The sequence below is a fragment of the Pseudomonadota bacterium genome (assembly GCA_039028935.1).
Classification (GTDB): Bacteria; Pseudomonadota; Gammaproteobacteria; order Steroidobacterales; family SZUA-146; genus SZUA-146.
In genome coordinates, this window is sequence record JBCCHD010000032.1 from 20,456 (window position 1) to 43,508 (window position 23,053).

At 52.6% G+C, this 23,053-nt stretch carries 28 protein-coding genes; 6 read left to right on the forward strand and 22 right to left on the reverse strand.

The annotated features are described in order from the left end of the window. From AAF465_13580 to AAF465_13600, 5 genes are all read right to left on the reverse strand, one after another. Entirely contained in the window at nt 1-2,607 is a 2,607-nt protein-coding gene (locus tag AAF465_13580) for a hypothetical protein (protein ID MEM7083756.1), read from the reverse strand. A 12-nt stretch (nt 2,608-2,619) separates the two neighbouring features. Further along, nucleotides 2,620-2,940, reverse strand: coding sequence for a TrbC/VirB2 family protein (locus tag AAF465_13585; GenBank protein ID MEM7083757.1), 321 nt, complete (start codon nt 2,938-2,940; stop codon nt 2,620-2,622). Nucleotides 2,941-2,987: 47 nt separating this feature from the next. Then, complete coding sequence (locus tag AAF465_13590) at nt 2,988-3,317, reverse strand: hypothetical protein (GenBank protein ID MEM7083758.1); 330 nt, start codon at nt 3,315-3,317, stop codon at nt 2,988-2,990. A 294-nt stretch (nt 3,318-3,611) separates the two neighbouring features. Then, on the reverse strand, nt 3,612-4,631 hold the full coding sequence (locus AAF465_13595) for an ATPase, T2SS/T4P/T4SS family (GenBank protein ID MEM7083759.1): 1,020 nt from the start codon (nt 4,629-4,631) through the stop codon (nt 3,612-3,614). Nucleotides 4,632-4,717: 86 nt separating this feature from the next. Further along, complete coding sequence (locus AAF465_13600; protein MEM7083760.1) at nt 4,718-5,461, reverse strand: hypothetical protein; 744 nt, start codon at nt 5,459-5,461, stop codon at nt 4,718-4,720. A gap of 1,211 nt (nt 5,462-6,672) precedes the next feature. Here AAF465_13600 and AAF465_13605 point away from each other — a divergent pair. Then, entirely contained in the window at nt 6,673-8,610 is a 1,938-nt protein-coding gene (locus AAF465_13605; GenBank protein MEM7083761.1) for a type IV secretory system conjugative DNA transfer family protein, read from the forward strand. Between the two features lie 222 nt (nt 8,611-8,832). Here AAF465_13605 and AAF465_13610 read toward each other — a convergent pair whose 3' ends face one another. The 6 genes from AAF465_13610 to AAF465_13635 all read right to left on the reverse strand — a co-directional run bounded on the left by AAF465_13610 (nt 8,833) and on the right by AAF465_13635 (nt 13,904). Beyond that, a complete protein-coding gene (locus AAF465_13610; GenBank protein MEM7083762.1) occupies nt 8,833-9,252 on the reverse strand; it encodes a hypothetical protein in 420 nt (139 codons plus the stop codon). 403 nt (nt 9,253-9,655) lie between these two features. Beyond that, the gene (locus AAF465_13615) at nt 9,656-10,195 is read right to left on the reverse strand and encodes a hypothetical protein (protein ID MEM7083763.1); all 540 of its coding nucleotides are present in this window, start codon (nt 10,193-10,195) and stop codon (nt 9,656-9,658) included. Next, the gene (locus AAF465_13620; GenBank protein ID MEM7083764.1) at nt 10,167-11,075 is read right to left on the reverse strand and encodes a ParB/RepB/Spo0J family partition protein; all 909 of its coding nucleotides are present in this window, start codon (nt 11,073-11,075) and stop codon (nt 10,167-10,169) included. Before AAF465_13620 ends, AAF465_13615 begins: the two co-directional genes overlap by 29 nt. Next, nucleotides 11,072-11,893, reverse strand: coding sequence for a ParA family protein (locus AAF465_13625; protein ID MEM7083765.1), 822 nt, complete (start codon nt 11,891-11,893; stop codon nt 11,072-11,074). Before AAF465_13625 ends, AAF465_13620 begins: the two co-directional genes overlap by 4 nt. Nucleotides 11,894-11,951: 58 nt before the next feature. Then, the gene (locus tag AAF465_13630; GenBank protein MEM7083766.1) at nt 11,952-12,209 is read right to left on the reverse strand and encodes a hypothetical protein; all 258 of its coding nucleotides are present in this window, start codon (nt 12,207-12,209) and stop codon (nt 11,952-11,954) included. A 522-nt stretch (nt 12,210-12,731) separates the two neighbouring features. Continuing rightward, nucleotides 12,732-13,904 (reverse strand): replication protein RepA, encoded by a 1,173-nt coding sequence (locus AAF465_13635; protein MEM7083767.1) that lies wholly within the window; start codon nt 13,902-13,904, stop codon nt 12,732-12,734. 73 nt (nt 13,905-13,977) lie between these two features. Between AAF465_13635 and AAF465_13640 the strand changes: the two genes are divergently transcribed. Further along, nucleotides 13,978-14,172 (forward strand): ribbon-helix-helix protein, CopG family, encoded by a 195-nt coding sequence (locus AAF465_13640; protein MEM7083768.1) that lies wholly within the window; start codon nt 13,978-13,980, stop codon nt 14,170-14,172. Here the strand turns inward: AAF465_13640 and AAF465_13645 are convergent. From AAF465_13645 to AAF465_13660, 4 genes are all read right to left on the reverse strand, one after another. Beyond that, on the reverse strand, nt 14,169-15,092 hold the full coding sequence (locus AAF465_13645) for a DNA-primase RepB domain-containing protein (protein ID MEM7083769.1): 924 nt from the start codon (nt 15,090-15,092) through the stop codon (nt 14,169-14,171). The two genes, AAF465_13640 and AAF465_13645, sit on opposite strands and share 4 nt — an antisense overlap. Beyond that, nucleotides 15,082-15,474: a type II toxin-antitoxin system VapC family toxin gene (locus AAF465_13650; GenBank protein ID MEM7083770.1), complete on the reverse strand. Its 393-nt coding sequence runs from the start codon at nt 15,472-15,474 to the stop codon at nt 15,082-15,084. The genes AAF465_13645 and AAF465_13650 overlap by 11 nt, the downstream gene beginning before the upstream one ends. Beyond that, the gene (vapB, locus tag AAF465_13655; GenBank protein ID MEM7083771.1) at nt 15,471-15,746 is read right to left on the reverse strand and encodes a type II toxin-antitoxin system VapB family antitoxin; all 276 of its coding nucleotides are present in this window, start codon (nt 15,744-15,746) and stop codon (nt 15,471-15,473) included. Before vapB ends, AAF465_13650 begins: the two co-directional genes overlap by 4 nt. 93 nt (nt 15,747-15,839) lie before the next feature. Continuing rightward, nucleotides 15,840-16,013, reverse strand: coding sequence for a hypothetical protein (locus AAF465_13660; protein MEM7083772.1), 174 nt, complete (start codon nt 16,011-16,013; stop codon nt 15,840-15,842). Nucleotides 16,014-16,105: 92 nt separating this feature from the next. On the opposite strand from AAF465_13660, the gene AAF465_13665 reads away from it, so the two are divergent. Next, nucleotides 16,106-16,393 carry a hypothetical protein gene (locus AAF465_13665; GenBank protein ID MEM7083773.1) on the forward strand — a complete coding sequence of 96 codons (288 nt, stop codon included), beginning with the start codon at nt 16,106-16,108 and terminating at the stop codon, nt 16,391-16,393. Between the two features lie 52 nt (nt 16,394-16,445). Here AAF465_13665 and AAF465_13670 read toward each other — a convergent pair whose 3' ends face one another. After that, complete coding sequence (locus tag AAF465_13670; protein MEM7083774.1) at nt 16,446-16,634, reverse strand: hypothetical protein; 189 nt, start codon at nt 16,632-16,634, stop codon at nt 16,446-16,448. Further along, on the reverse strand, nt 16,631-18,505 hold the full coding sequence (locus tag AAF465_13675; GenBank protein MEM7083775.1) for a ParB N-terminal domain-containing protein: 1,875 nt from the start codon (nt 18,503-18,505) through the stop codon (nt 16,631-16,633). Before AAF465_13675 ends, AAF465_13670 begins: the two co-directional genes overlap by 4 nt. A 378-nt stretch (nt 18,506-18,883) precedes the next feature. On the opposite strand from AAF465_13675, the gene AAF465_13680 reads away from it, so the two are divergent. Both AAF465_13680 and AAF465_13685 read left to right on the forward strand, forming a co-directional pair. Next, complete coding sequence (locus AAF465_13680; GenBank protein MEM7083776.1) at nt 18,884-19,147, forward strand: hypothetical protein; 264 nt, start codon at nt 18,884-18,886, stop codon at nt 19,145-19,147. 772 nt (nt 19,148-19,919) lie between these two features. Further along, on the forward strand, nt 19,920-20,201 hold the full coding sequence (locus tag AAF465_13685) for a hypothetical protein (GenBank protein MEM7083777.1): 282 nt from the start codon (nt 19,920-19,922) through the stop codon (nt 20,199-20,201). Nucleotides 20,202-20,224: 23 nt separating this feature from the next. Here AAF465_13685 and AAF465_13690 read toward each other — a convergent pair whose 3' ends face one another. The 4 genes from AAF465_13690 to AAF465_13705 are packed head-to-tail and all read right to left on the reverse strand — an operon-like array spanning nt 20,225 to nt 21,530. Next, nucleotides 20,225-20,611 (reverse strand): VOC family protein, encoded by a 387-nt coding sequence (locus AAF465_13690; protein ID MEM7083778.1) that lies wholly within the window; start codon nt 20,609-20,611, stop codon nt 20,225-20,227. Nucleotides 20,612-20,624: 13 nt separating this feature from the next. Next, nucleotides 20,625-20,915 carry a helix-turn-helix transcriptional regulator gene (locus AAF465_13695; GenBank protein MEM7083779.1) on the reverse strand — a complete coding sequence of 97 codons (291 nt, stop codon included), beginning with the start codon at nt 20,913-20,915 and terminating at the stop codon, nt 20,625-20,627. Between the two features lie 31 nt (nt 20,916-20,946). Beyond that, entirely contained in the window at nt 20,947-21,285 is a 339-nt protein-coding gene (locus AAF465_13700) for a DUF3768 domain-containing protein (protein MEM7083780.1), read from the reverse strand. Nucleotides 21,286-21,338: 53 nt separating this feature from the next. After that, nucleotides 21,339-21,530, reverse strand: coding sequence for a hypothetical protein (locus tag AAF465_13705; GenBank protein ID MEM7083781.1), 192 nt, complete (start codon nt 21,528-21,530; stop codon nt 21,339-21,341). A gap of 554 nt (nt 21,531-22,084) precedes the next feature. Between AAF465_13705 and AAF465_13710 the strand changes: the two genes are divergently transcribed. Continuing rightward, on the forward strand, nt 22,085-22,546 hold the full coding sequence (locus tag AAF465_13710) for a hypothetical protein (GenBank protein ID MEM7083782.1): 462 nt from the start codon (nt 22,085-22,087) through the stop codon (nt 22,544-22,546). Here AAF465_13710 and AAF465_13715 read toward each other — a convergent pair. After that, nucleotides 22,543-23,053: thermonuclease family protein (locus tag AAF465_13715; GenBank protein ID MEM7083783.1), on the reverse strand; the 511-nt coding region annotated here is incomplete at its 5' end. The genes AAF465_13710 and AAF465_13715 overlap by 4 nt on opposite strands.

Sequence of the window (23,053 nt, forward strand, 5' to 3'; positions counted from 1 at the left end):
TTAGGCAACCTCCTCAATGTCGTCGTCAGTGGGTTTAACGTAGTCTTCGTCCTCAAGTCCGAGATCGATAATCGTTCGGTGAATACCTTCCTCGAAGCCGTAAGCATCGATGTTCTGGCGTCTGATAACTGCATCAGACGGTTTGGAAGTCGAGATCACGTATTGCTGTGGTTCGACTTCGAGAATCACTTTCTTTGCGATACCGAGATCGCGCTGAATGATGAACGCTTCGCGTTTAGGCGTAAGCGTTCTTATAGCGTCGCACTCACCATCGGTGAGCTGGAATGTTTCTTTGTATAGCTCGACGTCCATTTGTGGATCGGCCATGAAGAAAAATGTCGAAGCGGCCGAACGAACGGCAGGCCAGTGCTTGAGGTCTTTGAACTCCTGGGGACTCTGACTCCAAAGACCAACGCCGGCGAGGTATTTACCCCACGTCCGAACCGCGTTGCGAATGATGTATTCCTGCACATACGGGATCTGCAACAACACATGCGCTTCGTCGACATCAAGGTACTTCGCCAAATGGCGATACTTCGGATTTTCAAATAGGCGAGTTACGCGGAAGAAAATCTCGGCCATAACCAGCGGCAACAAAATTGGATCGTCTTTGATTGCTTTGAGGTTGTAGGCAACGGCCCGCTGGTTGATGCTGCCTATAGTGTCGCGAGGCGAATCGAAGTATTGAGCGTACATGCCGTGGTGTTCGTCGCTCTCGCCGTGAATCCAGCGCGACAACTTCATGCGCAAAGATTCAGGGCAATGCTGAACAACAGTTGAGAGGCGACGGTAATGCGGCTCAAGATTGATGACCGCGCGAATCGCGCGGTCCAGCGACTTTTGTTCTTCGGGCGTGACCCGCTTCATTTCATCGTTATCGTTAGTCGCGAGCATCATCATAATTTGCGACTTGTAGTGCTGAATAAACCCGGTGTCGCCCTCCCCTCTGCACACAGCAAAAGAGTTAAAGCCCACGCCATCGCCCTGCTCGAGCTCGAATACGCTGCCGTCCTGACCGAAGGACTGCGCGACTGGCGTCATGCCTTCGTCAACATCGATGCCGTGTATTGACCCACCGTACTTTGTGAAGTGTGAGCCAACAGTATTTTTCAGGAATGACTTTCCGCTTCGGATCGGACCGATCCCGATCACGACAGCGCGACCGTTCACAAAAGGTGAGTAATAGAATGGCGTGCCATCGTCACCGACAAAGATATAAAGCGCTTCTTCTGGTTTATCCGGCGATCCCAAATCGGGGACGGCCTGTTGGCCGTCGCAAGGCTTGTAGAACAGCGAAGATGCTGCGTATTGCGTCGTTGTAAATACAACGTCTCGCAAAGAATGTTCTCGGCCCGCCGGTTGCAGGGTTTTGAATGCGCGCGATAACCCGGCATTCTCCCAACAGGTATTTAGCGAAGCGCGATCGGCGCTTCGCTTGAGCGTCACTGACATATCGGAAAGGGTCTTGGCATCGTCGGACCAGGTGACGATGTACGAATGCACATTCGCCCATCCGTCATCGATCATTTCCGCTTCGCCCAGGTCTTCGAGTGCCTTCTTGATCGCGGGCTTCATAAGCTCGCGGCGTTCCAACTCTGTTGGCGTCTCACCTTTCATCAACGAACGAAAATCAAGCGCGCGTCGATTAAGTTCCCGTTCTCGCGCACCGAACATCATTGACGCTTGCAGTCGGCTCATGCCGTGCATTCGCGTCATCAACAAGTAGTTACCCTGTAAGCGCACAGGTGCGCCTTTACGGTCGGCCCAAAAGCCCCAGGGCACGTTATTCGCACCAAACCGATTCACCGCTAAGAAGCGTGCATAGGTCGGCGTTGTGTTGTGCAACTTGACGGTATCCATGTTGCGTACCGTCATAAGACTTATGTCGCCGTCTGGTAACGCGACATCCCAACTGCCTTCTGGTGCCTCAGCCTTGTATTCGTCGCTGAGATAATAGGGTTCAAGATTAGAGACAAATTTCATGTGCGCCCAAATCTCGTCTTTCGACATGATTCGCGGCGACAGTGTTGTATCCCAACGCTTTTGAACGTCGGAAAGAATGTTAGTTAGCACTTGTGTTTGTCGTTCCAACTCCTCGAAGTAGCAAACGACGCTTTCGACATTAGAAAAATGTCGTTTCACGATGTCCCGAGAATCCGCCGAGACGATGGCCTTTGCCAAGTGCATAAACAAAGACCCTTTGTCGAGCTGCGACAAAGACTCGTCCGGCAACACCTCGAAGTAGTGAACAAGGGAGCTTGAAGACAAGCTCTGCTTGTTCACGAAGGCTTCGCGGCTTTTAGACAGGCGGTGGGAAATCGTGTGGTCGCGATCTCTGAGGGCGACAGTCGCGCCGTCATAGTGCGCGTAATACTGAGTCGCAATGACCCCTTCATCTAGCTCTTGATAAAGAGCGCGGCCGATGTAAGCAAGCCCCTGTAGATCTTCCGCAATCAAACCGTCAGGGTCACGACCCTGTAGTTCGATTGCACCGATCAGCGATCCCTTCTTGGTGAGCACGAAATCGCCGTACACGGCGAGTTCGTTATGCACCTCAGAAATTGCACCAATTTCTTTCGCTTGAAGGGGCTTCTTACTTCTAGCCACTACACACCACCACTAAATGCCCTGGATTGCGATAATCATTGCCGGAATGTTGACGATGATTAGCGCGCCGATCACAACGCGGCCGATCCAGCCAAGAGATTCGCCGCCGCGTGTACCGAGCATCCAGACGCCGACAGCCAGTGCGAGACCGATGATGGGTACGACCAGGCCGAACGGACCTTCAAGGAAGTCTACGAACTGTTGCAGGAACGTACCGATAAACGCGAACAGACCATCGTCCGGTGCGCCAATATCAGTTGCGAAGGCAGATGGAGCAGCGACCAACAAGGCCAGCGTTGCCATCACGCCCATTCTTCGATTTTGAGTATTCACTTGTATTACTCCTCCACGATTTAAGGTTGTAGTGCTGGCTCCCACCATCACCGTTGCTTCTCCCGAACGACAATGTGAATGGGTTTGCGCCGCGCGCTCTCCCATAGGTTCACGTTGTCATTCCAGACGGATAACCAAATCTTGAGACCGCGCACGTCATCCTTGTGGATGGCGTACATCGGTATGAAATAAGCAGGGGCGAGAATTAGAATTGCGAAGAAGGTTCGCGTCGCGGCATACATGCCAACACACAAAACGACACCTAACAGGAACAAGCCGGTCGGCATACCTGCCATCGTCGAGACGTCGTTAAAGACAGCTCGATTCTTAGTAGCGCTATCTACTTGGTGTTGGTCATTCTGTTGTTGTTGGTCCACGACATAAAGTCCCCTCAAACATTTACAGCGCACGTTCCAAACTGTGCGTTGTTGTCTGATGCTCTATGCGTGTTTCTAGCGCGTTGAAACGATCAAGTTAGGCGCAGGGTGCATAGAACACCTCTGATCGATCGCGTATCAAGCAAGATAGTAATATTGTTATTTTGTTCTGACAAGCATTTTCGTAGCTTGTGCTTAACCTTGCCGTCAGTTCGTTCTACCCCGATCAAATATTAGTCACGATTTATCACAGAGTTATCACGGTTTGCCGGCCAATATTTTATTTCCGTTTTTTTAGCTTCCTCGATCAAATCCATAACGCTTTGCAAGTCCTAAGACTAAAGAACCCTCAAAGCTATCGGGGTTTTTCGTGTGAACGCCTTGCACGTAATCAAAGCCCCACAACTCAAACGTCTCATTACCCCGAACTTCTGTAATCGAAACAATCACGCGTCCGACGTTTGGAACCTTCTCAGCTTGAATTAGCAAATGCAAGTTGCTTCTAACCTGCGATTCAACATAAGAAACCTCGAGTCCTGTAGCGCCTAGAAAGTTTTGCAAACGCAGTAACGCATCGAAGCAACTGTTTGCGTGAAGCGTCGAGGCACAACCGTTATGTCCAGTGTTGATCGCTTGTAAAAAAGCAGACGCCGCGTTCATGTCTCGAATCTCACCGACAATAATCCGATCAGGATTTTGTCTCAGCGCAGTCTTGATGAATGCGGGCATCGACGTGTCCTGGGCATCGCCCTCGTCTTTCTTCCGATTGGCAGAAACTAACTGCACACAGTTAGGCACGCCGATTTTCAATTCCTCGGTATCTTCGACGGTCACTACGCGCTCTTCTTCTGGAATGAAGCTGCTTAACACGTTAAGCAGCGTCGTCTTACCGGAGCCGGTTGAGCCGGATACCAAAATGTTCGAGCGAACTTTTACGGCGAGTTTTAGAAACTCGAACATCTCGTCAGTAAACGAGCCGCCCTGTCGAAGATCGCTCGCAGTCAGAACGCTTTTCGGGAAAATGCGTATGCTCAATGAGCTTCCGCCTGCCGACCAAGGCTTGAGAACACCGCAAACCCTCGACCCATCTGGAAGCCGTGCATCAACAATCGGGTGATTGAGCGGATCGCTCGATTGACCCGTGTTAGTCGCGATCATATGAATCAGCGTTTGCACGGCTTCTTCATTTTTGAAGGTCGCATCGACCTTCTCTATCTGCCCTCGCCGCTCGATGTAGATCTGGTCGAATGAGTTGACCATGATTTCTGTCACCTGCGGGTCAGAGAAATATTCAAAGACCGGCGCCAGATACATTTCGACCAGCGACGCGGACGATGTGCTCATAACGTCGGTTTCACCGCCGATATGCTCGATGTCCTTCGGATTGAATTTGTCGTTGCTCATGGGTTTAGCGCCTCAAGGTAGTCAAAGCGGAACCGCGAGCGGATAGCTTCGCTATCCGCCTTCGCCATGACCTGGCTATCGCCATCCATCTGCGCGCGAATCTTTCCGTACTTATCGCGAAAGTGTACGGGCCATTGGGGTTGATCGAAGCGACGCTTATACCCATCACAGAGGGATTGCGTCGGAAAGACGTATAAGACGCGCTCGTAGAGCTGCGCCTTCATGTTCTCGATGTGATCCATGAAGCCGAGATAAATCCGACTACGGCTTTTCTGAGTGAGTTCGACTTCCAGTGCCAGTACGTCCTGATCGTCCGTCACAAGCGCGTCAGGCCGTTTCTGCTGTTCGATAGTGGTAATCATGCGTTCCGACTGGAAGTCGAACGGAAGCGCGATCCCTGCCCCCTTGATGTCGATAATGGCTCGCTGAACGCTCAAGGTGTGGACGGTCGTGGAATTCACGACGCGCGATGGCGTGGCGTGATAACGCTCTGCCTTCTCAGACAATCGAGCCGCGTATTGCTTGCCTTGGAAGTTCAGCATCCAAAGTTGCTCTTTGAGCAACGGATGCCGGACGATTTCAAACAGGCCGGATTTCTTTAACGATAGGAAAAAGCTGTTCTGATTTTTACTGTTGATGCCAAGGGCACCACACAAAATGCTGCGGGTCGCCACATGAAATTCGAGCATCCAGTGAATGACAAAATCACGCTTTTCGTCGAATCGTGCTCGCTTATTCATGCCGCCCCGCCCATCCAAAATTGACCAGTTGTAGAACTACAACTTGGGTCAATTGAAGCGCCGTAGGCGCGAATTTTTTCGGCGGTTGTAGAACTACAACGCGAGCGTGGAACATTCCTGAAAATCCAAATTCGTGAAACATGAGCGGCCAGTTGTAGTTCTACAACCGCAGCCCGAACGATTGTTCGGGCGCCCGCTTGTGTGCTTTCGATGAACCCCGATTCAGCAAAATGCCGAGTCCATTTTGCAGGGTTCATGCTCTGCTGAAAAATCCGCGAAGCGAGATTTTTGCACGCGGCGTCGAGACCACTTTGGGGCGGTAGACAGCTACGACGAGCCGCGCGTGAGCACGTCCAGTGCGAGCGAAAGGAGCCGCGTCCAGCGGCGGGGCCAATCCTCAAATTGGCCCTCTCGGGCAAGATCGAGCGGCTTCGCCGCCGAAGGAAATGGAGTCGCCCCAGCGACGGAATGACCGGTCTTGTCTGCGCCTCCTGGCGCAGATGCGAGGCCCTAGCCGAGCACCCAGGAGTACGTGAGCGCCCTAGCGCGAACGAGTGATCGGAGGCCCCCCGGCCGGAGAGAGCGGTGCTCCGCACCCGCGTCAGATGGGAGCGCCAGCGAGCAGCCTGACCACCCGTTTTGAGGGTCGACCGTCCAGGGAGATCGCGAAGCGACAAGGCGCAAAAACCAAGGAGGAACGACGCGGTGCGCCGCAGCCCGCAAAGCGGGTGGTCAGGGTGCGAGCATCCCTGACGCGGGTGCGGGTGAATTTTTCGTGAGTGAGGCGTCCAGCCGAGGGGTAGAAAAAGAGGGTATGCCAGGAGCCCTAGCGACGGAAATACCCTTGAGACGTAGTGGCGTCCAGCAAACGCAGTCTCTTGAAACGATATTTTTCGCGCCGAAAAATTCGTTTGTGAGCATTGTCGATAAGGCAATGTGAATGCTTTCATATGGCAGATTATATGGGAGATCGCATAGCAGTTTCAATGCAAACCCAAAAAGGCATATAATCTCCCATATGAAATGCCATGTCGTTGAGCAGTTGTAGAACTACAACCGCCCTGCTCTACGACAAAGTTGTAGAACTACAACCGAGGCCAAACCTCGGAAAGTTGTAGAACTACAACCGCGAGCGGAGACGATATCAGCGCTGAGGTAGAACGCAAAATGAGGCTTGAACAACGGGTAAACGAGAAGGAGGATAGCTAGGTATGCAAGAGCTAGCTTTGCAATTTCTGGACTGGTTTTATGACTGGGTAAACCCGTGGTACTACCTCTGCGTCGCGCTGATTTTTTTCGGCTTCGCGTTGCTTGGCACACGCCCATTTGTCGTGAACCAACTCGACAAATATTCCCTCGGCGAATTGATCGTGATCCGAATTCGGCAGGTGTGTGGCTATGGCGCAATCTTCATATTTTTCATACTGCCAGCTTTCGTGTTCTACGTTGGGTGGGCCATCACCCAAGAACCGACTGCGCTGTATCTCGAAAAATTTGCGCGTTTCATGTGGAACGAATATCTCGATATTTGGACACTGCCGATCATTGGTTGGCTCGCCGGATTTCTGTTGTCGCTGCTTCACGCACGCGTAATTGTTCCACGCTGGTCATCGCTGAAAAGGCGATGGTCCGTGAAACAATCCGGCGACGAGCTGAGTGATATTCGTGCCATGAAGGGCAAGATTGAGACCAACCAATACGACCCGACGAAGCACTACAAGAAGGGGCATATTTTTTACGGATTGGATAAATCCGGAAAACCAATTTACGACACGGACGAAGATTGGCGCGAGCGACATCAACGGTATGTCGGGCCGACACAAGTCGGTAAGGGTATCGAGTTCGGGGTGCAATTAGACCAGGCGATTCGCAAGGGATATTGCGTGATTTTTGTGGACCCCAAACCGGATAAACACGCTCGAGCGATCATGGCAAAAGCCTGTGAAGCGACAGGGCGTAGGTTAGTCACTTTGGATTTGCGCGACGCGGGCAAAGGCAAATACGCGCCATTCGCCGGAGGCGATGCGCGAGACCGTAGGGCACGACTGCTGCATGTGATCGGTCTCGCCGACACCGGCGGTGACGCGGATTACTACAAAGCGAATGAGCGTGAGGTCATCGACGCTTTGTTCGGTAAATGGGATGGCACAGTAGGCCATCTACGCAAGCTGCTCAACGATCCTAAAGTGCGTGATTCGGTGAGCCGAAGCCGTAGTTACATCAACGAGATTATGGCGATTTCGACGTTCCAGACGACGCCAGCGCGTCCTGGCTTCTCGGTTGAACGTAGCTTGCTTGAGGACGCGGTTGTTTACATTCGCGGCGACCTGGACGACACCGTTGTTAACAGCATCACGACCAGTCTGCTCATGGAGATTGTGCAAGAGCTGAAGCGGCTGCACACGCAACGCAAGACGCATTGCTTCGTAGCGATCGATGAGGTTGCGTTCTTGATCTCTGAGAAAGTCGCAGACGCACTAGCGACGATTGCGGGATTCAACGCAAACATGGCGCTTGCTTATCAATCCGAAGGGGATCTGTTGAACCTCAAGGACAAAACGATGAACGCGCGAGCGATTTCGCAGCGCGTGAAAGTCAATTGCAAGACCTCGCTGTATTACATGGCGAAGGATGCGGAAACCGCAGAAGTGATGGCCGAAGAATCCGGCACCATTCAAAAGTCCGTCACGTTCAGTCAAGGCGTCGATGTGGGTCGCCACCAGGAAGAAACGTGGGAGAACAAACGCTCAGTACGCAAGGCCGAAGAAAACCTAATCACGCCGAATGAGGCGATGATGTTGCCGAAGCAAGTAGGGATTCTGTATCGGCCGAACGAACTGGCAACCCACGTGTTCACGTCCTGGGTCAGCGTCGATCTGGATCGATACGGCGAACAGGCTTCGCCGGTGCCGCAAAAGGACGCCTCAGACGGAGCAGGGCGCGCGGAGAGCGATTTGAAGGACGAGAGCGAGCCGGTAGAGGCAGAAACCGCCTCAGACGCGCATACAGAGGCAGCAGAGGATACAGACGAGCCTATGGACCTTGGCGACGGCTTAGACCTGCCAACAGGCCACAGGCGCAAACACGCGCCTTCTGCGCCTCGAACGAAGTCGATTGATATTGATGATTTTGGACCGAAAGGATCGTAGATGCGCCCACTGCCATCCGTGGCTTGAGGCGATTAGGGAAGCCTCGAATCAAGAGGTTTCAATACGGTACTGTCGCGACGAATGAAATTGTCGCACCCATTTTGAAAATATTTTTCACAAGCGCCGTTGTAGTTCTACAACTGGCGGTAAAACACAGGCAAAAAAAAGGAACCCGAAGGTTCCTTTTTGTGTATTTGCTATGAAAGCAAACAGATGAGCTCGCTATGAAGCGGTGCCATCCATGTCTACGTGGTGTTCGTAGACACTGTTAGCCAGACAGACTCGGTAGTAGTCAAACATGCGTTTAACAAATACCGTGTCAGGCGAATGCGAAATTTCGCAATACTTATCTCGCTTACCTTTGTGGTAGTACAAGATGAGCATCGTTTCGCACTTACTCAAAGCCATCACGTAATCTTCTGCTACGAGAGCTTCTTTAGAATCGATCGGAATCGACGCTTCAGAAGTTCGGCCAAAGCCACGCGTAACCGGACTTGTTTCATATTCACCGTGAAACGGAGAACAATGAAGACGAAAGCCATTTTCGAGCAAGTAGTTACACTGCTCGCGAAAACCCAATGATTTGCCAAAGCCAACCTTAGGTGACCGACGAAAATCGTCGACGTGTCGTGTGAGAAGCATAAAAGCCTCCTTACAATTATCACATGTGATTATTGATGCCACTTTTCAACTAGCCGAGAGTGACGGTTGCTAGTGCTTGCAAATGTAGCAAAAAACGCTTGATTTTTCACTCGGGATTCGCGTGGGGTAGCGCGAATTGAGATAGGCATCAGTTGATCGAAACGGTTTTTAGAATCTCGATTGCTTTGTCTCTCACTGCAACGACACGATCAATCGTTGAGACATCAAGATTCGATTTCAGCGCTGCGGCCGCTAGTGAATCGATCTGTAAGAACAGTTCGCGAAGGGTGGCCTGGTCGATCGGCGATGATTGACTATCGTCAATTTCACGACGCAAATCTGCGAGTGCTGCGCGAGCACTCTGCAAGATTATTTGACCGTGATGTAGCCGTTCCAAACCAAGTTAGTTCGCTTGTTTGGCGAGTGAGAAAACCGATTCAATGATCGATCGTAGGGGCGTGAGCAATTGCTTTGAAAGTTTCGCGTACTGCTTGTGCTCTATGGCGTTGTGATCTTTCAAACAGACCAGCTTGCCTCGAGCGGCATCGAAGTCTTGAAGGATCTGCAACACGGCAAGGAACATCTTATTGTTCCAGGTCACGTCGAAACTCAACCCCGAACCTGGCCGTGACGGTAGTCGTTTTTCCGCCGGTAGATCGTTAAACGCTTCTTCAATGGCCGCTACAGTATCGTCAAACCGTGTTTGGTTTGAACCAATCAGTTTGACTAACTCCTGCAGGGCGTCAGTCGCGGCCGCATCGTCCTGTGCGGACTTGCGATAAAGAATGCCGATGATGCTGCCGCATTTGATGAGGTCTTTGTCTCGCAGCCCCGTATTGAAATCGGTGGCACGGCGATCAAAGATCGTCGCCGCCAGCGGGTCATTGAACGTTACCGTTCCGTAGACGTGTGCTTTAGTTTTCCGTTTTGGTGGCTGCGTCATTGGCTGGTTCGTAGCGTTGTCCAGACTCGACCACTTTAAGTAGCTCAACCACAACAGCCTTAAAGCCAGTGTCTAGCGCATCATCCGACTCGCAGGGTTCGCGATCAGGATGAAAGAAGGTGATGAGTGCTTGGGCTTCCTCGCGTGTCATGGCGAGGTCGGGTGGAAGCGGGGTATTTTTCTTGGTTTTGTTTTTCGGTTTCTTGTCGCCGGCGTTCTTGGCGTCTTTCTGAGCGGCAAGCACTTCACCAACCGTCGCGTCTCCGGACGCGAGGTTTTCCAATATCGCCGGACGATTGTCTTCATCGATCTTAGCCAGCGAATGCAAACGCGCCGGATCACGCACGGTTCCAGTTTCCGCAAACTCCTGCACATCGAGGGGCAGTTCTAACAGTCCCAACATGCGGCTTAACCAGGCTTTATCTTTGCCGGTACTCGCCATAATTTCTTCGCGTGTAATGCCGCCATCGATGCGGCGTTTCAACGCGCGCGCGAGCTCCATCGGAGCGAGGCCAAGCCGTGAGAAGTTTTCGGTGAGCATATCCATCGAACGTTGTTTTTCATCGGTGTTCAATCTCAGCAACGCAGGGATCGTTTCTTTCTCGGCCGCGATGGATCCGCGATACCGAACTTCACCGGCGATAATCATGTACCGACCAGGTACGTGCTCGTAGACTTCAATCGGTCGGCGAACGCCGTTCGCTTTGATGCTCTCAGTCATCGACGCTACGTGCGCTTTTGTTTCTTCGCTGTCCCAACTGTGTCGATCCTGATCGGGATCGGGGTCGACGTCGGTCAGCAGCAATTCAACGAGTCGGTCAGTTTCTTCTTGCTCGAGGAAATCTGAGATACCCGACATCATTGTGCTTTTGTCATTCATGCGTGAGCCTCCGCGACGTCTTCAAACTTGAATCCGGCGCGCCCTAACAACTCGTTAGCGAACGCTTCAATTTCATTGCGAGCAACCTGCGATCCGCGGCCGCGAGCATCTTGAACCGATTGACCATCCTCGGCGGCGCCGATGGCGTCACGCAATCCGAACATGCCCAGGATCATGCCCGGGCCAATGGATTGCAGTTCCTCAAACACAGCGCGTTGCTTCGTGCTGTTCGGTTCTGGCTGACCGGCAGCATTCGTGCGAATGCCTCGAATTCGATTCGGCAAAAAACCCTCGAATTTCAGTCCCGCATTGATCGAACCGCGCACGCTCTTAATCAGGTCCATCACTTCCTTAAACGCGCGTACAGAATACTTCTGTAGTTCGATCGGCGAGTAGACGTGGTTGGATGCGCCAAGCGCGGAAGCAAGCACGGTGCTTGTTGATCCTGGGGTATCAATCAACACCAGGTCGTAGCGATCGGGGAATTGTTCACCGATGCGTTCCTTGAGACACATCATCACTTTCAAATCCTTCGATTCGGACAGACGCGATAAATACGCATCGGCCGGTAGGATGCTCAGATTATCGCGAATAGGAATCGGAGTAATCGGCCCATCCTCGACCATCAACTGATAGGTCGTGTCGTGATTTTCGATTTCATCGATGTCATCGAAAAATGAGACCGTGAGACTCGCCTGTACGTCGGCATCGATCAACAGGGTTCGGAGTCCATGTTCAGCCGCGTAGTGGCCCAACATGGCGATGGTCGTAGTTTTGCCTACGCCACCCTTGACTGATGCAACGCTGATTACTTTCATAGGATTTGTCTCTCAGGTAGTTTGCAATATTGCAATATTATCATATTGCAAGAACGCATCAAGCAAAACTATGATCCAGCTCGACACCGGTCATGCCGGTGGACTCCGCCCAGGTCATTGCTCGGTGCGGATCACGCATCATTCGGATGCCGCCGCGAAATGTGTGAATCTCGAATTTTTTTCGTGCGCCCTTCGCATGGAGCGCGTACTGGTTGATCGTTGGGTCGTACTCAAGAATGAGTTTGAATTTTTCGCCGTCCTTGATTCTCTGCTTGAGTTCGCCTTCAAGAATTGTCAGTTCGGATGTTTCAGACATGGACTCTCATCTAGTCATTGGTTAGTCGGAAGGTTCTCGTAGGCGCAGGCAAAACAACAATATTGCCATATGATAACTCTGTACGAGTTGTAGTTCTACAACTTCGTGAGCGAAGCGAGCGCTTTAACCAGGCCGATAGGCCGAGCAAGTTGTGTAGTGCCGTAGGCTGAAGTTGGCGTGGCTTGCCACGACATTAATTCTGCGCGAAGCGCCATTTTCTTCGAGGCTGTGTAGTGAACGCTGAAACTTATCCACCGTTTTCGGTCGCTAATATCAGGCCAGTAACCTATAGGAAGAATTTATATAGGATATATAGGATTGTGCCCCAAACTGGTCTCTGGTTTCGCCCCAAAGTAGTCTCTGAAAACGCGACCATAGCGCCCCAAAGTAGTCTCAGAAGCGCCCCAAAGTAGTCGTGGATAACTTCGGTTCTCCACCGACTTACACACAACAGCGGGCCGTGAAAATAGTCGTTTATTTTCAATAGGATAGGGCAAAAGCGCCCCAAAGTAGTCTCTACTGCTATCGAGCGTCAGGCTTGAGCGATAGGAGCCGCTTTTTCGCGACTGGCGGCTTGCTGTGGGCAAGGAACATGCCTCGGTGATCGATCTTGAAACGCGCTTCCGGATAGACCACGTAGACTTGCTTCAAGGTGTCTTTGAACACCTCTCTGAACTTCCTCAGACGCTTGTAGTTCTGTCCGAATTGCTCATGCAATCTTGGCCAAGGGATGAACTGATTACGCTCAGGCTTTACCCTGTGAAGCCTCTGCGCGAGCCAGGTGTAGATGTCTAAGCCCATCGCACTGTGCGAGAGCCGAGCGACGGCCGTTTCATTCAGCGGAACCGCGTGTTCGAGCAAGCTATCGAAGTAGTCTTGGCTGAACGTCACAATGCTAGGCCACAATACGCGTTGGTTTTCGTGGCTGGATTCCCATAGCTCGAAACCCTTAACGATGTCGGCCTTCACGGTACGCGGTCGGCCGTTAACCATCATGCCGAACGTCAATCGACACGCTGAGAGGCGTGAGAGCTGTTCCTTGACGATTTTGACGTTCTGGCCCTTGTGAGCCAAGCCAAGCCGCTTAACGAAAGCGGTGAGGCTGTCACCTACCTCGACGTGTCGCGACTGATTGAGGACCGCAAGCGTGTTGAGGTGATACAGGGCTAACCGGGCCTTCGGTCCAAAGGGGAGCGGTACGCGAACCATTTTATCGCCGTCGAACGCTTCACCGGCTGTCAAAGACAGGTGTGCGTCACCTTGCACCCGTGACCAGGTGTCGAGGCCCTTCGGGTCTCGATACGGCAAGACGGTCTGACACAAGACGGAGTGTTGATAAACAATCTCGTCGGGTTCTTCATAGGCCAGTAGATCGCCCTGTAAGACGCGTGGCGTCTTCCTGGGCTTCTGTTCAACCGGAACGTTGGGTGTCGCCTCCGGCTCTGGTACGGGGCCTAAGAGGTCTTCTGTGTCCGGAGCGGGGATCGTCGCTTTGACGCGCAGCGTCGGCGATGGCTTGGCGAGTTTCTTCATGCTCGGCGTATTGAGTAAATCGCCGATGGCCTGGGGGCCGTTGTTCTGAGATTGTCTGCGTCGGGATGGCGGGGTCGCGGCGTCCTGCTCGATTTGAGAGTCTAGCTCGCGCTTCAACTCATCAAGCATACGCTGTGGATCGTCCCGCTTCTCGTCAGTCATACATTTTGTGCTTCTGTAGGCGCAGAATTTCCGCTACTATACACTTCATCCAAGTTGGTGCAAATAGAACCAAGTGAAAAAAATTGCCGAAGAATCAACGCAAGTAAGCGCAACAGTTCCCACGAATTATGCGGAACTCCTAGACGAGATGGGTGAGGAAGATCAAACCAACCGCGCTAGGCATGTGCGATTAGCGATTCAGGATTACCTCGAAAAGCACGGGAAGCTCAATACCCTATTTGACGCGCAACCGCGCAAGGCCAGTTAAGCCGCGTCTAGTCCATAGAGTTTATTCACCGTCCGTCGAACGTAGTCTTCGACGTGGCCGGACTTGCGAGAATTGAGCGAAGGACTCGCTTCAAGAATCGCAATCATTACCTGCTCTGCAACGTAGCCTTTCTCGCGCATGTTCTTGCCGATTGTCCAATCGGCCAACGACAAATCGAGCTTCTTGCCGAAGCGTCCCATCAAGCCATGCAGTTCAGAGCGGTAGAATTCGGTAGGGTCTTTGAGGTCGTAGTAGGGCGTTTGATTGTCGTTGCGCGCGGCCTTTAGTCGCTCGATCTCCGCGAGCTGCGCGGCGCGTTCTTCTTCCAGAAGCACCTTACCGGCTTTAACCAGCTCAACGATGGCGTCGCTATCGATGTGCTCACCGGCGCGTGTCGTGCTCTCTGAGAGCTTCACAAACGGGAAGTGACCACTGTCGTTCACATACTGAGGCTTTCGATTCGTAAAGCCGACCAGACGTCCGAAGTGTCGCCAATCGGTGCTATTAGGATCGCCGCGAAAGCGACGCGCCAAGGTGCGGCCGATGGCGCTTGCGAGATCCGCATCGATCGGTTCATTGCTCACACGCACCCAGGCTTGAAAGTTCAACGGACTGGATTCAACGACAGCGGCAGGTTTGATACCTGCCCGCTCAATCTCCATTAAGCTGCTGACGTTCAAATCGTCCATAAAGATAAGGCCCTGGCTGCCGTTTGGACGAATGAAAATGTGGTTGCCAGAAGCATTCTGGCCTTTTAGCCACCCCAACGACTTGAGTAGGGTGTCTCGATCCCATTCGCGCAGCATCATTTTCGCGTCTTCTTCGCCCTGTTCAGGGACTAAAACGCCAATCTCAAAATCCTCGACGCCCATCGCGTCAAGCTGACGAATGACGTTGCGACGCGTGAGATCAGTCGCCATCTTGCATCCAGTTATCGACAACCAGGTTCGGCACACGTCCGAATTCTCGGTCGTTGTTCGTCACAATGGGTAGATCGAGTGCCAGCGCGTGCGCAGCAATCCAAAGATCGTTAGGGCCAATGATGTTGCTCTTGATAGTCATGCGAAGCTCGGCATACGCCTTTGCCTCGGCTTCGCCAATGACGGCAATGGCAATGTTGCCCAAGAACAGTTCTAGCTTTGCACGATTCTCGACAATGCGTTGACTGTTCAAACAACCGTATTCAAGTTCGCCCAGCACGACGCTGGAAATGCAGCACTTGTGTAGCGGTTCGTGAGCGACCATTCTCGGATGCCGATTCATCAGGTAGATGCAGGTATCCGAGTCGAGCATTGCGTTCATCCGTCAAAACTCGCTCGTCGTGAATCTTCGCCGAGGTCTTCTTGTTTCGCGGCCAAAACCGCGTCAACGAAATCATCGTCCACCGGCTCCATGTTGGCGAATAACTCGTCCCAGGTTTTGTAGCGCGGTGTGAGGATCAGCGCCCCGCCGATTTGTCGAATCGTGACCTCATCGCAACCGTCCGGAAAGCGAAATTTTTTCGGTAAACGCACGGCCTGGGACTTCCCGGCCATGAAGACTTTTGCGCTGTCTGTGGGTTCTGTAGCTGCCATAAAAACCTCCGTTTTTCAGGCAACCAGTATAGCGCAAAAAAGATGTCTTAAAAAGATATATCGACCGAAAAAGGGTTGTAGAACTACAACTTGCTAGGGATATAGCCCGTATTCCAGCTCCCTAAGTGTGCGCATGTAGTCGCCACATATGGGAGGTTCGTCTTCTTTCTGAACGGGCTTTGGGTCGGGGACCAGCGCCAAGGGCGCGCGGTTATTGGCTTCGTCTTGCATGATGTAGGCGCATCGGTTTTCTTGAGCATAGAACATAGTCGATGCCTGCGAAATTTGTTATTAGAGAAATGTGAGCAAGATGTTTTAGCGTCAAGACATTGACGCCTGCGCCGATAATTCATAAGCCCATGACTGATAAATTCACAATTTACGCAGCGCCGCGATGCGAAAACGGTGGCTACTGGATACGCGATAGCGTTCCTCTCTACATGAAAGAATTTGCATCGCTCGATGCGATGGAAGCCTATTGGTTAAAGACCATTAAACCGGCTTCCTCAACTCGCAAAGGATTAGCTTTCGAGTTGGCGATGGTCATCACCGAAAATAGTAACTGGTCTTTTCACCGGCAACGCCGCTACGCGGATAAGCCGATTCTGCAACCGAAAGTTACGCAAGCGAACGTCGCGCAGTGCTAAAAAAAGGGCGGCTTTCGCCGCCCAAGTCATAGGTGGAAGGAGTACGTTGCACCTATGAACGCGAGGAACCTTTGTCGTTGTTCCAAGCCACCAGGACGTGTCCGATGGCTTGTTCGATCTCTGTCATTAACTCCCAAATATCGCCTATGTCGGTGTGCTGCTTGTCCTCGCACTCCAAACGAAAATCCGCAATCTCAGTGCTAATCGCACTGAGACCGCGAACCGACTCGTCAAGCCTCACGCTTCATCCTCCTGCTGAAACGTTGAGGGCAACCAAGTCTCTCGAATCGCCTTTTCCTCGTCGGTAATGTCGCTCGGCATCCGTCCGTTAAAGAACGTATCGAACGTGGCAACCAACCCGCCTTTCTTCGCTGAACCGTGCTGGCTCGTCCAGTCTTCACCGAACAAGTCACCGCCGAGGGTCAACAACGTGTCGCGTGTAACCCGCTTGAAAAAGCCTTCGCCCGTAGGACGCCATGAGGCGGCGTAGTCGGGCGATAGATCGTCCAGTACCGCTTCAACCAGTGTGTTGCTTTCGTCGTATGCCCCGGCTGTGAAAAGCGCTGACACGCAGTAGGTCAACAAGGTCTGCTTGCGCTTGGGCGTGAGCTTGCGCAACGCCGCAAATCGCTCGCCGCTGTCCTCAATGTCCATCCATTCGGTGAACAACTGATTCCGCGCCTTGCTGAGTGCTTGACCGGCAACCGTTTCTTGATGGGCTTCGTCTGTGGGTTCCACCACATCGAACCGCGCATCGATAGTCCGAGACTCATACGAGTACGGGTTCAATACCTGACTGCAAAGGGTGTAGAGCAGAATGTCACTGGCTAACGCCGGATCACCGATCAACGCCGCTTTCGCAATTTGGCGACGATGTACGCCAAGGTCTTGCACCAGTGCATTCGGCATCCCTGTGCTGACTTCGGCCTTGCCCTCGCCGCTGGCTTTGGACTGTTTACGCGCTTGTGCGCGTGTCACGTAGCCTCGCGCGATTTCCAGCTTGCCGCCATGTGTGACATAGAGAAAACACGTTGCACGTTCTTTGTCGCTGTCGCTGTATTCGCGAAACCCATCGATTTCCGATTCAAGCTCGCCAATCGTTTCGGTCAACGCGTCGAACTCGGCTTCGCTTTCGTCCGTCCAGTCACCATCGGATTCTTCCAGAGCGTTTTGATCTGCAATAGCCTTCTCTAAACGCTTGGTGAGGTCTTCCGGTACGCCAACCGGCTCCGGTTCGATCCTGTGATATTCGTGCGACGGAAAGTAGCTGTCAGAGAGGATTGTGGTGTTCGCCCAACCTTCTTTCTTCTTCAATCGTTCGGCTGATGCGTCCAGCTTGGCTTGTGCTAACGCCTCCAACAACTCGCGATCTGGCAAGTGGTCATAGTCGGAAAACATATCGTTGATGACTGTGCCACCGGCTTTCTGATACGCCGCTACGCCGACGAACTTCGCCAGCCGACCATCGGAACGCTCGGCCTCGCCGGTTAATGCGCGCTTAACCATGTGCGCGTGACAGTGATTGCCCAACTCCTTGAACACTTCGACTTGCCGCTTCTTTGAATCAGCCAACGTAAACGCCATGACCGTTTGCAAATCAACGTCGCCCTTGCGGTATGCCTTCAAGATGCACGGTGCAACCTGAGCCAGCTTGAGACGTTGGGCTACGCGCTGCTTCGGTAGTCCGAAATGCAACGCTATCGCCTCCTGATCCATGCCCTCCTTGAGCATGTCCTGCATAGCTGAACATTCGTCAATCGGGTGCATCGCCGCTTGCAAATTCTCAGCCAGCGAAACGGCTGTAAGGCTTCCGCTTTCCTGCACTCGGCACGGCACTGGAAAGGTCTCGTCAAGTACGCCGCTTTTGACGTTTGCGCCTATCGCACTCCAACGCCGACCACCGGCATGAACGCCGTATGTACCGTCTTCGTTTGGGGTCACGATCAGGTTTTCCAGAATAACGCCGGTCTCGCCAATGTTGGCGATCAGGGCTGCGTCGTCTGCTTTCTCCGGCGATACAACGCGGACGTTAGCTGCGCCTTTGCGCAACAGATTCCACGGAATCTCGACGGTATCAGACAGTTGTATGGCATTGCTTTGTTGTGTACTCATTTCAATATCCTCGCTAATGGATTTAGGTTTTTACTCGCGCCAGCGGTGCTTGCGCCCCGCCATGCACCCGCGCCGCGTCGCAAGTAAGACCGGGGTAGCAATCTGCAATTGAGCGCAACCAAAGCCGCACGCGACTCGCAGCGCAGCGAGAATCGAACGGGTGTAGGGGCGACGAAGTGAACTCGGTTGCAGAGCGCGAGGGCAGCGCCCTTAGCGATGCGTCAGGGATCAAAGTGGCTGTGCAACAGTCCTGCAGGGATGAGCGTTTAGCGAACCACGTCGAGCGCGACGATTGCACTGCAATCGTGACGCCCTGTTGCTTATATAAATCAGCGCGATAAAGTGAAGATCGCGCCTACATAAAACGTCCTGAATCTAATGCTCCAAAACATTCTCAAACCGCTTCTCGAAGATAAATTGCTCGTTAACCTGGTCATTGCATTTGCAGTGCTCGGAATGATTGATACGTTTTGGTACAAGCCAAAAGTAGCCGAAGAAGAACGACTGGAAGCAGAACATCGAGAACGTTGCACGGAGATCGCTCGAGAGCTTATTCAAAGCGGTGGCACTAATTACTATCGAGAATTTGAAGTAGGCGGTGCATTGTTTAGCTGCAAAGGAAAAGTCCCGAATTTCGGATAACTATTTCCGCTTTTGTGTCGTGTTGTTGACATACAGGAAATTAGTTTTCGATTAGTCTCCGGCCACCTGCGCCTAGGACGATTGAGATTTTAGAATTACTGTTTGCCCTACTCGTTGGGCACGCACTTTGCGATTTTGCTTTGCAACCCGAAAGCATGGCGATCGGAAAACATCGCAACAGACCTGCCACCTTCCAAGTGTCGAATGGATTTCCGCCTTGGTACGCCTGGCTAATTGCTCACGCATTTATTCATGGCGGCGCGGTTTATCTCATTACAGGACAGTGGATCGTTGGCTTGGTCGAGACCACTTTGCACGCAACAATCGATTTCGCGAAGACAGAAAATCGGTTCAATTTTCTAGTCGATCAGGCATTACATATCGCCTGCAAATTTGCGTATGTGGCTGTCTTGTACTGATCGCGGTTTGTCGGCGGGATCTTCGATCCTCAAACCGCTGAAACGAGAGGAATGCTCTCGAGGCGCGCGTGAGCACGACCCGAGAGCATCCCGTATTCGCGTTGGTTTCGTGTGAGCGACGTACATTTGACACGCCACCTGGCGAATACCCCAATGCACTCAGCAGGTCGCTCCTGGATCAGCCTCCCCGCGTCCGGATTTCCAACCCTCGCGCGTTTAGTTTCAAAGAACGCTCTCAAGTGAGGATGCCAGCAAGATCATGCGTTGGTGCTTGGAGTGTATCAGCCACTGCAAAAAAATGACCAAATCCAGCAAATTCATTGGGTTTTCGGTATGGTGGCAGCGTACTGGCTATGACCCAACGCTATTCAATATTTGCAGCGCCACGCACAAAGGAAGGCGTCTACCGCTTCACTGAATCCAAGCCGCTGTACCGAAAAGATTTCGCGTCCCTCGACGCGATGATGGAATTCTGGCGCACAGATATTCGACCCCACACTACTCAGCGCGTCGGCGCTGAGTTCGAGCTAGCGATGCTTATCTGGCGCACGGGCACTGATTGGGTATTCCATGAGCAGCCGCGTTACGCATCCGAGCCGCTGCTGACCAAAGAACATTTGGTCTACAAACCTTAGCGCGGCCAGCGCTATGCAGCGAGTCATTTCATTTGAATGAGTTGGATGAGATTACCGCAAGTGTCATCGAGCACTGCCATGTGAACGGTGCCGGCGTCCATAGGCTCTTGAGTGAAGTTAACGCCAAGACCAGCGAGGCGTCCATGCTCCGCCGCCAAGTCATCAACTTGGAACGATGCCGCGGGAATGCCGTCTGCTACGAGCGCCGTTTTGTATGGGCCAACGGCAGGATGCCCAGCGGGTTCAAGTAGCAGTTCGGTACCGTCTTGATCTTCTGGCGAAACGACAGTGAGCCAACGCGCGTCGCCAACTGGCACGTCGTTCTTAACGACAAAACCAAGTTTGTTGGTGTAGAAGTCTTCGGCGTGAGCCTGGTCATCTACAAAGACTGTTGTTACATAGATTCTCATGGTTATATCTCCTTTAAGAAAAATCGTCGGTTAAAGCTCCGATCGCCTCACGCAATGGGCCTTCGTTAATCGAATGTTTTTTTGTGCGCCCTTCCCACGTCACCTCAATCAGTGAGGCTCGTTCCAGCATGTCTAAGTGCTGTGAAACGGTCTGACGCGAAAGCGTCTTACCGTCTCTCGCGAACGATCCCGCACAGATCTCAAAAAGCGATTGGTTAGCCTTCTGTTGTAGTGAAACCAAGATGCGTCGCCGTTCTACGTGGGCGAGCGCCTTGAACACCAGGTCAAGCTCGCCGTCATCCATGCCGGATATTATGCAGTATTTCTACTGCATATCAATACTCGCTCGCTAGCATGATGGTCAACACGCGTCGCGTGATGGTCGGGTCGGCTGGATTCTCGCTGCCGTATTCGTAGTTATTGTCGTAGTAATCGATCTTCCAGAAGAAGCGATTGCCGGCATAATCAAATGCCCCGAAATCGTGCTCGTTGTACGGGTCGTTGCCGTCTTCGCCGGCATCGAAATCCGCGAATTCGCGGACCTGTTTAGTGATGGCTTTAATCGCCTCGGGTCCAAGGTTGGCAACGCCGGCCGTCAAGACCGCTTTGCCACCGAAGGTGAGCGTTGAACGAAACATATCGTTCAGCTTGGCAATACGTTCGGTTGTTTCCATAGTGGCACCTCCAAAAAAAGGGCGGCCCGAAGGCCGCCGTAACCGCGAGCTGGTTAAGACTCGGCTTCGTCCTGCTTCGGAGCACGAATGTGCAACTTGCCGTTCACAGGGAACGCGTTAAGGACGATGTTTATGGAGCCGTCTTGGTTTTCCCAGGCGGAACCTACACGCTGCCAGAAGTCTTTTTTGTCTTCGCCGGTTTCGACGATGGTGTAGGCGTAGAGGGTTGGTTTTGAATTTGACATGGTTCTTACTCCGGTCGTTAAGTTGAATTGCGGACCCATTCAAAAGCGCCGAGCGAGAGAGCAAGTCACCAGGTTGGTGCGGCCCACAGCGTAGCGAGGACTCGGCCTGATTGACTTGCGATCGCGGTGCTTAGGGTTTTCGCACTACTGATTCAACACGTCCGGAAAGAACGTCAAACGTCAGTACCCTCTCCTACACTCGAGACCGTGATAAAGACTCAGCGTGTACCGCCGCCAGAATGTCGGCGCAATGCACACAACGCGGCTCGCACGGCAAGCCGGTTAAAGCAGAAAGAAAGAAACCAGGAACAGCGGTTTGCGGCCGAAGATGAGCATCTTCAAATCTTGGTACTACTGCCGATAACAACAACTAACGTTGACAGGCTTGTTAGTCATAATCGGACAACGATTGTATACTTCAATCAGTTGGCTAGTGAGCTGCGCGACCGCGCGCCACGGATGTTAACCAACGACTTCCGATTAACCCCAAGCGTGAATCGAAACGGCACGGTGCTGTCGCTCTCCACGCTTGGCCACAACAGACGGACCGACTTATGAAGGGGATACTATTTGGGGCAATAATTGCAGTAACGCTGCTTGGCTGTGCAACGCATCAGGCATTCATCGAACCGACGCCGGCGAGCACTGACGAGCTCGCGACCTGGCACTTCTCGACAACGGAGGACAATAAGCTAACTGATTGCGGCGCGAGCAACGTGTACGAAATCAACGTCACCATGACACCGCAAGGTGAATGGGATTCCACCATCAAGATTAGGGCCGTCGATCCTCATCGATATCGGGCCTATTGGCGAAACAAGATAACGGCGACTCTGCACCTCGAGGACGGTAACGCCCTTGCATTTGTATTGATGTCCGACTCAATGAAAGCGCACACCAGAAAGACGTTCACGACGTCGGGGCAGCAGCCCGCGGCCGTCGACGTCTTTGACCAGGTGAAGCGAGCGCAGTTGTCAGTAGAGCATGAGTGTGAGGGGCTTAAAATAGCGCCTTAACACCAGTTCTCGCGCCGGCCGCGCCAGACGCGGCCGTGCCCTTCCACGACAATCAAATCATTCAGACTTACACCGTCGACCAGGACGGTCGCGATCCATCGTCCGTAACGATCCTCGTTCGGATCGATGTTCACCAAGCTCACCGTTTGCGCTCGACGCAATTGTTCAACAGTGAATTCTTTTGCGGCGCGTGCCAGCTCCTTTTCTCGCTCGCATTTCGGTTCACTCAATTCAGGAGTATCGATGCCACGCAATCGAACCCGCTGAAGCTCGCCGTTGTGTAGGATAGTCATTGTGTCACCGTCATAGATGTTCGCTACCTTTTCGACAACGTAAGGCACGTCGCTGTGAAAGGTATGCGAAGCAAACGCCGTTTGCACCAGACTTAATAGACCGTAGCCAATCAACACGACAAGCCCGATCGCGAGTGCAATGCCAATAAGTTTTAAGGCGAAATATCCAACGATCGCACCGAGGATGCCGCCAACGATCGTTCCGGCCGTCGCG

Bases quoted from the DNA above. Each gene is read 5' to 3' on its own strand.
- AAF465_13595 (MEM7083759.1), bottom strand. From the start codon at position 4,631: ATGTATCTGGCGCCGGTCTTTGAATATTTCTCTGACCCGCAGGTGACA.
- AAF465_13600 (MEM7083760.1), bottom strand. From the start codon at position 5,461: ATGAATAAGCGAGCACGATTCGACGAAAAGCGTGATTTTGTCATTCAC.
- AAF465_13605 (MEM7083761.1), top strand. From the start codon at position 6,673: ATGCAAGAGCTAGCTTTGCAATTTCTGGACTGGTTTTATGACTGGGTA.
- AAF465_13610 (MEM7083762.1), bottom strand. From the start codon at position 9,252: ATGCTTCTCACACGACACGTCGACGATTTTCGTCGGTCACCTAAGGTT.
- AAF465_13615 (MEM7083763.1), bottom strand. From the start codon at position 10,195: ATGACGCAGCCACCAAAACGGAAAACTAAAGCACACGTCTACGGAACG.
- AAF465_13620 (MEM7083764.1), bottom strand. From the start codon at position 11,075: ATGAATGACAAAAGCACAATGATGTCGGGTATCTCAGATTTCCTCGAG.
- AAF465_13625 (MEM7083765.1), bottom strand. From the start codon at position 11,893: ATGAAAGTAATCAGCGTTGCATCAGTCAAGGGTGGCGTAGGCAAAACT.
- AAF465_13630 (MEM7083766.1), bottom strand. From the start codon at position 12,209: ATGTCTGAAACATCCGAACTGACAATTCTTGAAGGCGAACTCAAGCAG.
- AAF465_13635 (MEM7083767.1), bottom strand. From the start codon at position 13,904: ATGACTGACGAGAAGCGGGACGATCCACAGCGTATGCTTGATGAGTTG.
- AAF465_13645 (MEM7083769.1), bottom strand. From the start codon at position 15,092: ATGGCGACTGATCTCACGCGTCGCAACGTCATTCGTCAGCTTGACGCG.
- AAF465_13650 (MEM7083770.1), bottom strand. From the start codon at position 15,474: ATGAACGCAATGCTCGACTCGGATACCTGCATCTACCTGATGAATCGG.
- vapB (MEM7083771.1), bottom strand. From the start codon at position 15,746: ATGGCAGCTACAGAACCCACAGACAGCGCAAAAGTCTTCATGGCCGGG.
- AAF465_13660 (MEM7083772.1), bottom strand. From the start codon at position 16,013: ATGTTCTATGCTCAAGAAAACCGATGCGCCTACATCATGCAAGACGAA.
- AAF465_13665 (MEM7083773.1), top strand. From the start codon at position 16,106: ATGACTGATAAATTCACAATTTACGCAGCGCCGCGATGCGAAAACGGT.
- AAF465_13675 (MEM7083775.1), bottom strand. From the start codon at position 18,505: ATGAGTACACAACAAAGCAATGCCATACAACTGTCTGATACCGTCGAG.
- AAF465_13680 (MEM7083776.1), top strand. From the start codon at position 18,884: ATGCTCCAAAACATTCTCAAACCGCTTCTCGAAGATAAATTGCTCGTT.
- AAF465_13685 (MEM7083777.1), top strand. From the start codon at position 19,920: ATGACCCAACGCTATTCAATATTTGCAGCGCCACGCACAAAGGAAGGC.
- AAF465_13690 (MEM7083778.1), bottom strand. From the start codon at position 20,611: ATGAGAATCTATGTAACAACAGTCTTTGTAGATGACCAGGCTCACGCC.
- AAF465_13695 (MEM7083779.1), bottom strand. From the start codon at position 20,915: ATGGATGACGGCGAGCTTGACCTGGTGTTCAAGGCGCTCGCCCACGTA.
- AAF465_13700 (MEM7083780.1), bottom strand. From the start codon at position 21,285: ATGGAAACAACCGAACGTATTGCCAAGCTGAACGATATGTTTCGTTCA.
- AAF465_13705 (MEM7083781.1), bottom strand. From the start codon at position 21,530: ATGTCAAATTCAAAACCAACCCTCTACGCCTACACCATCGTCGAAACC.
- AAF465_13710 (MEM7083782.1), top strand. From the start codon at position 22,085: ATGAAGGGGATACTATTTGGGGCAATAATTGCAGTAACGCTGCTTGGC.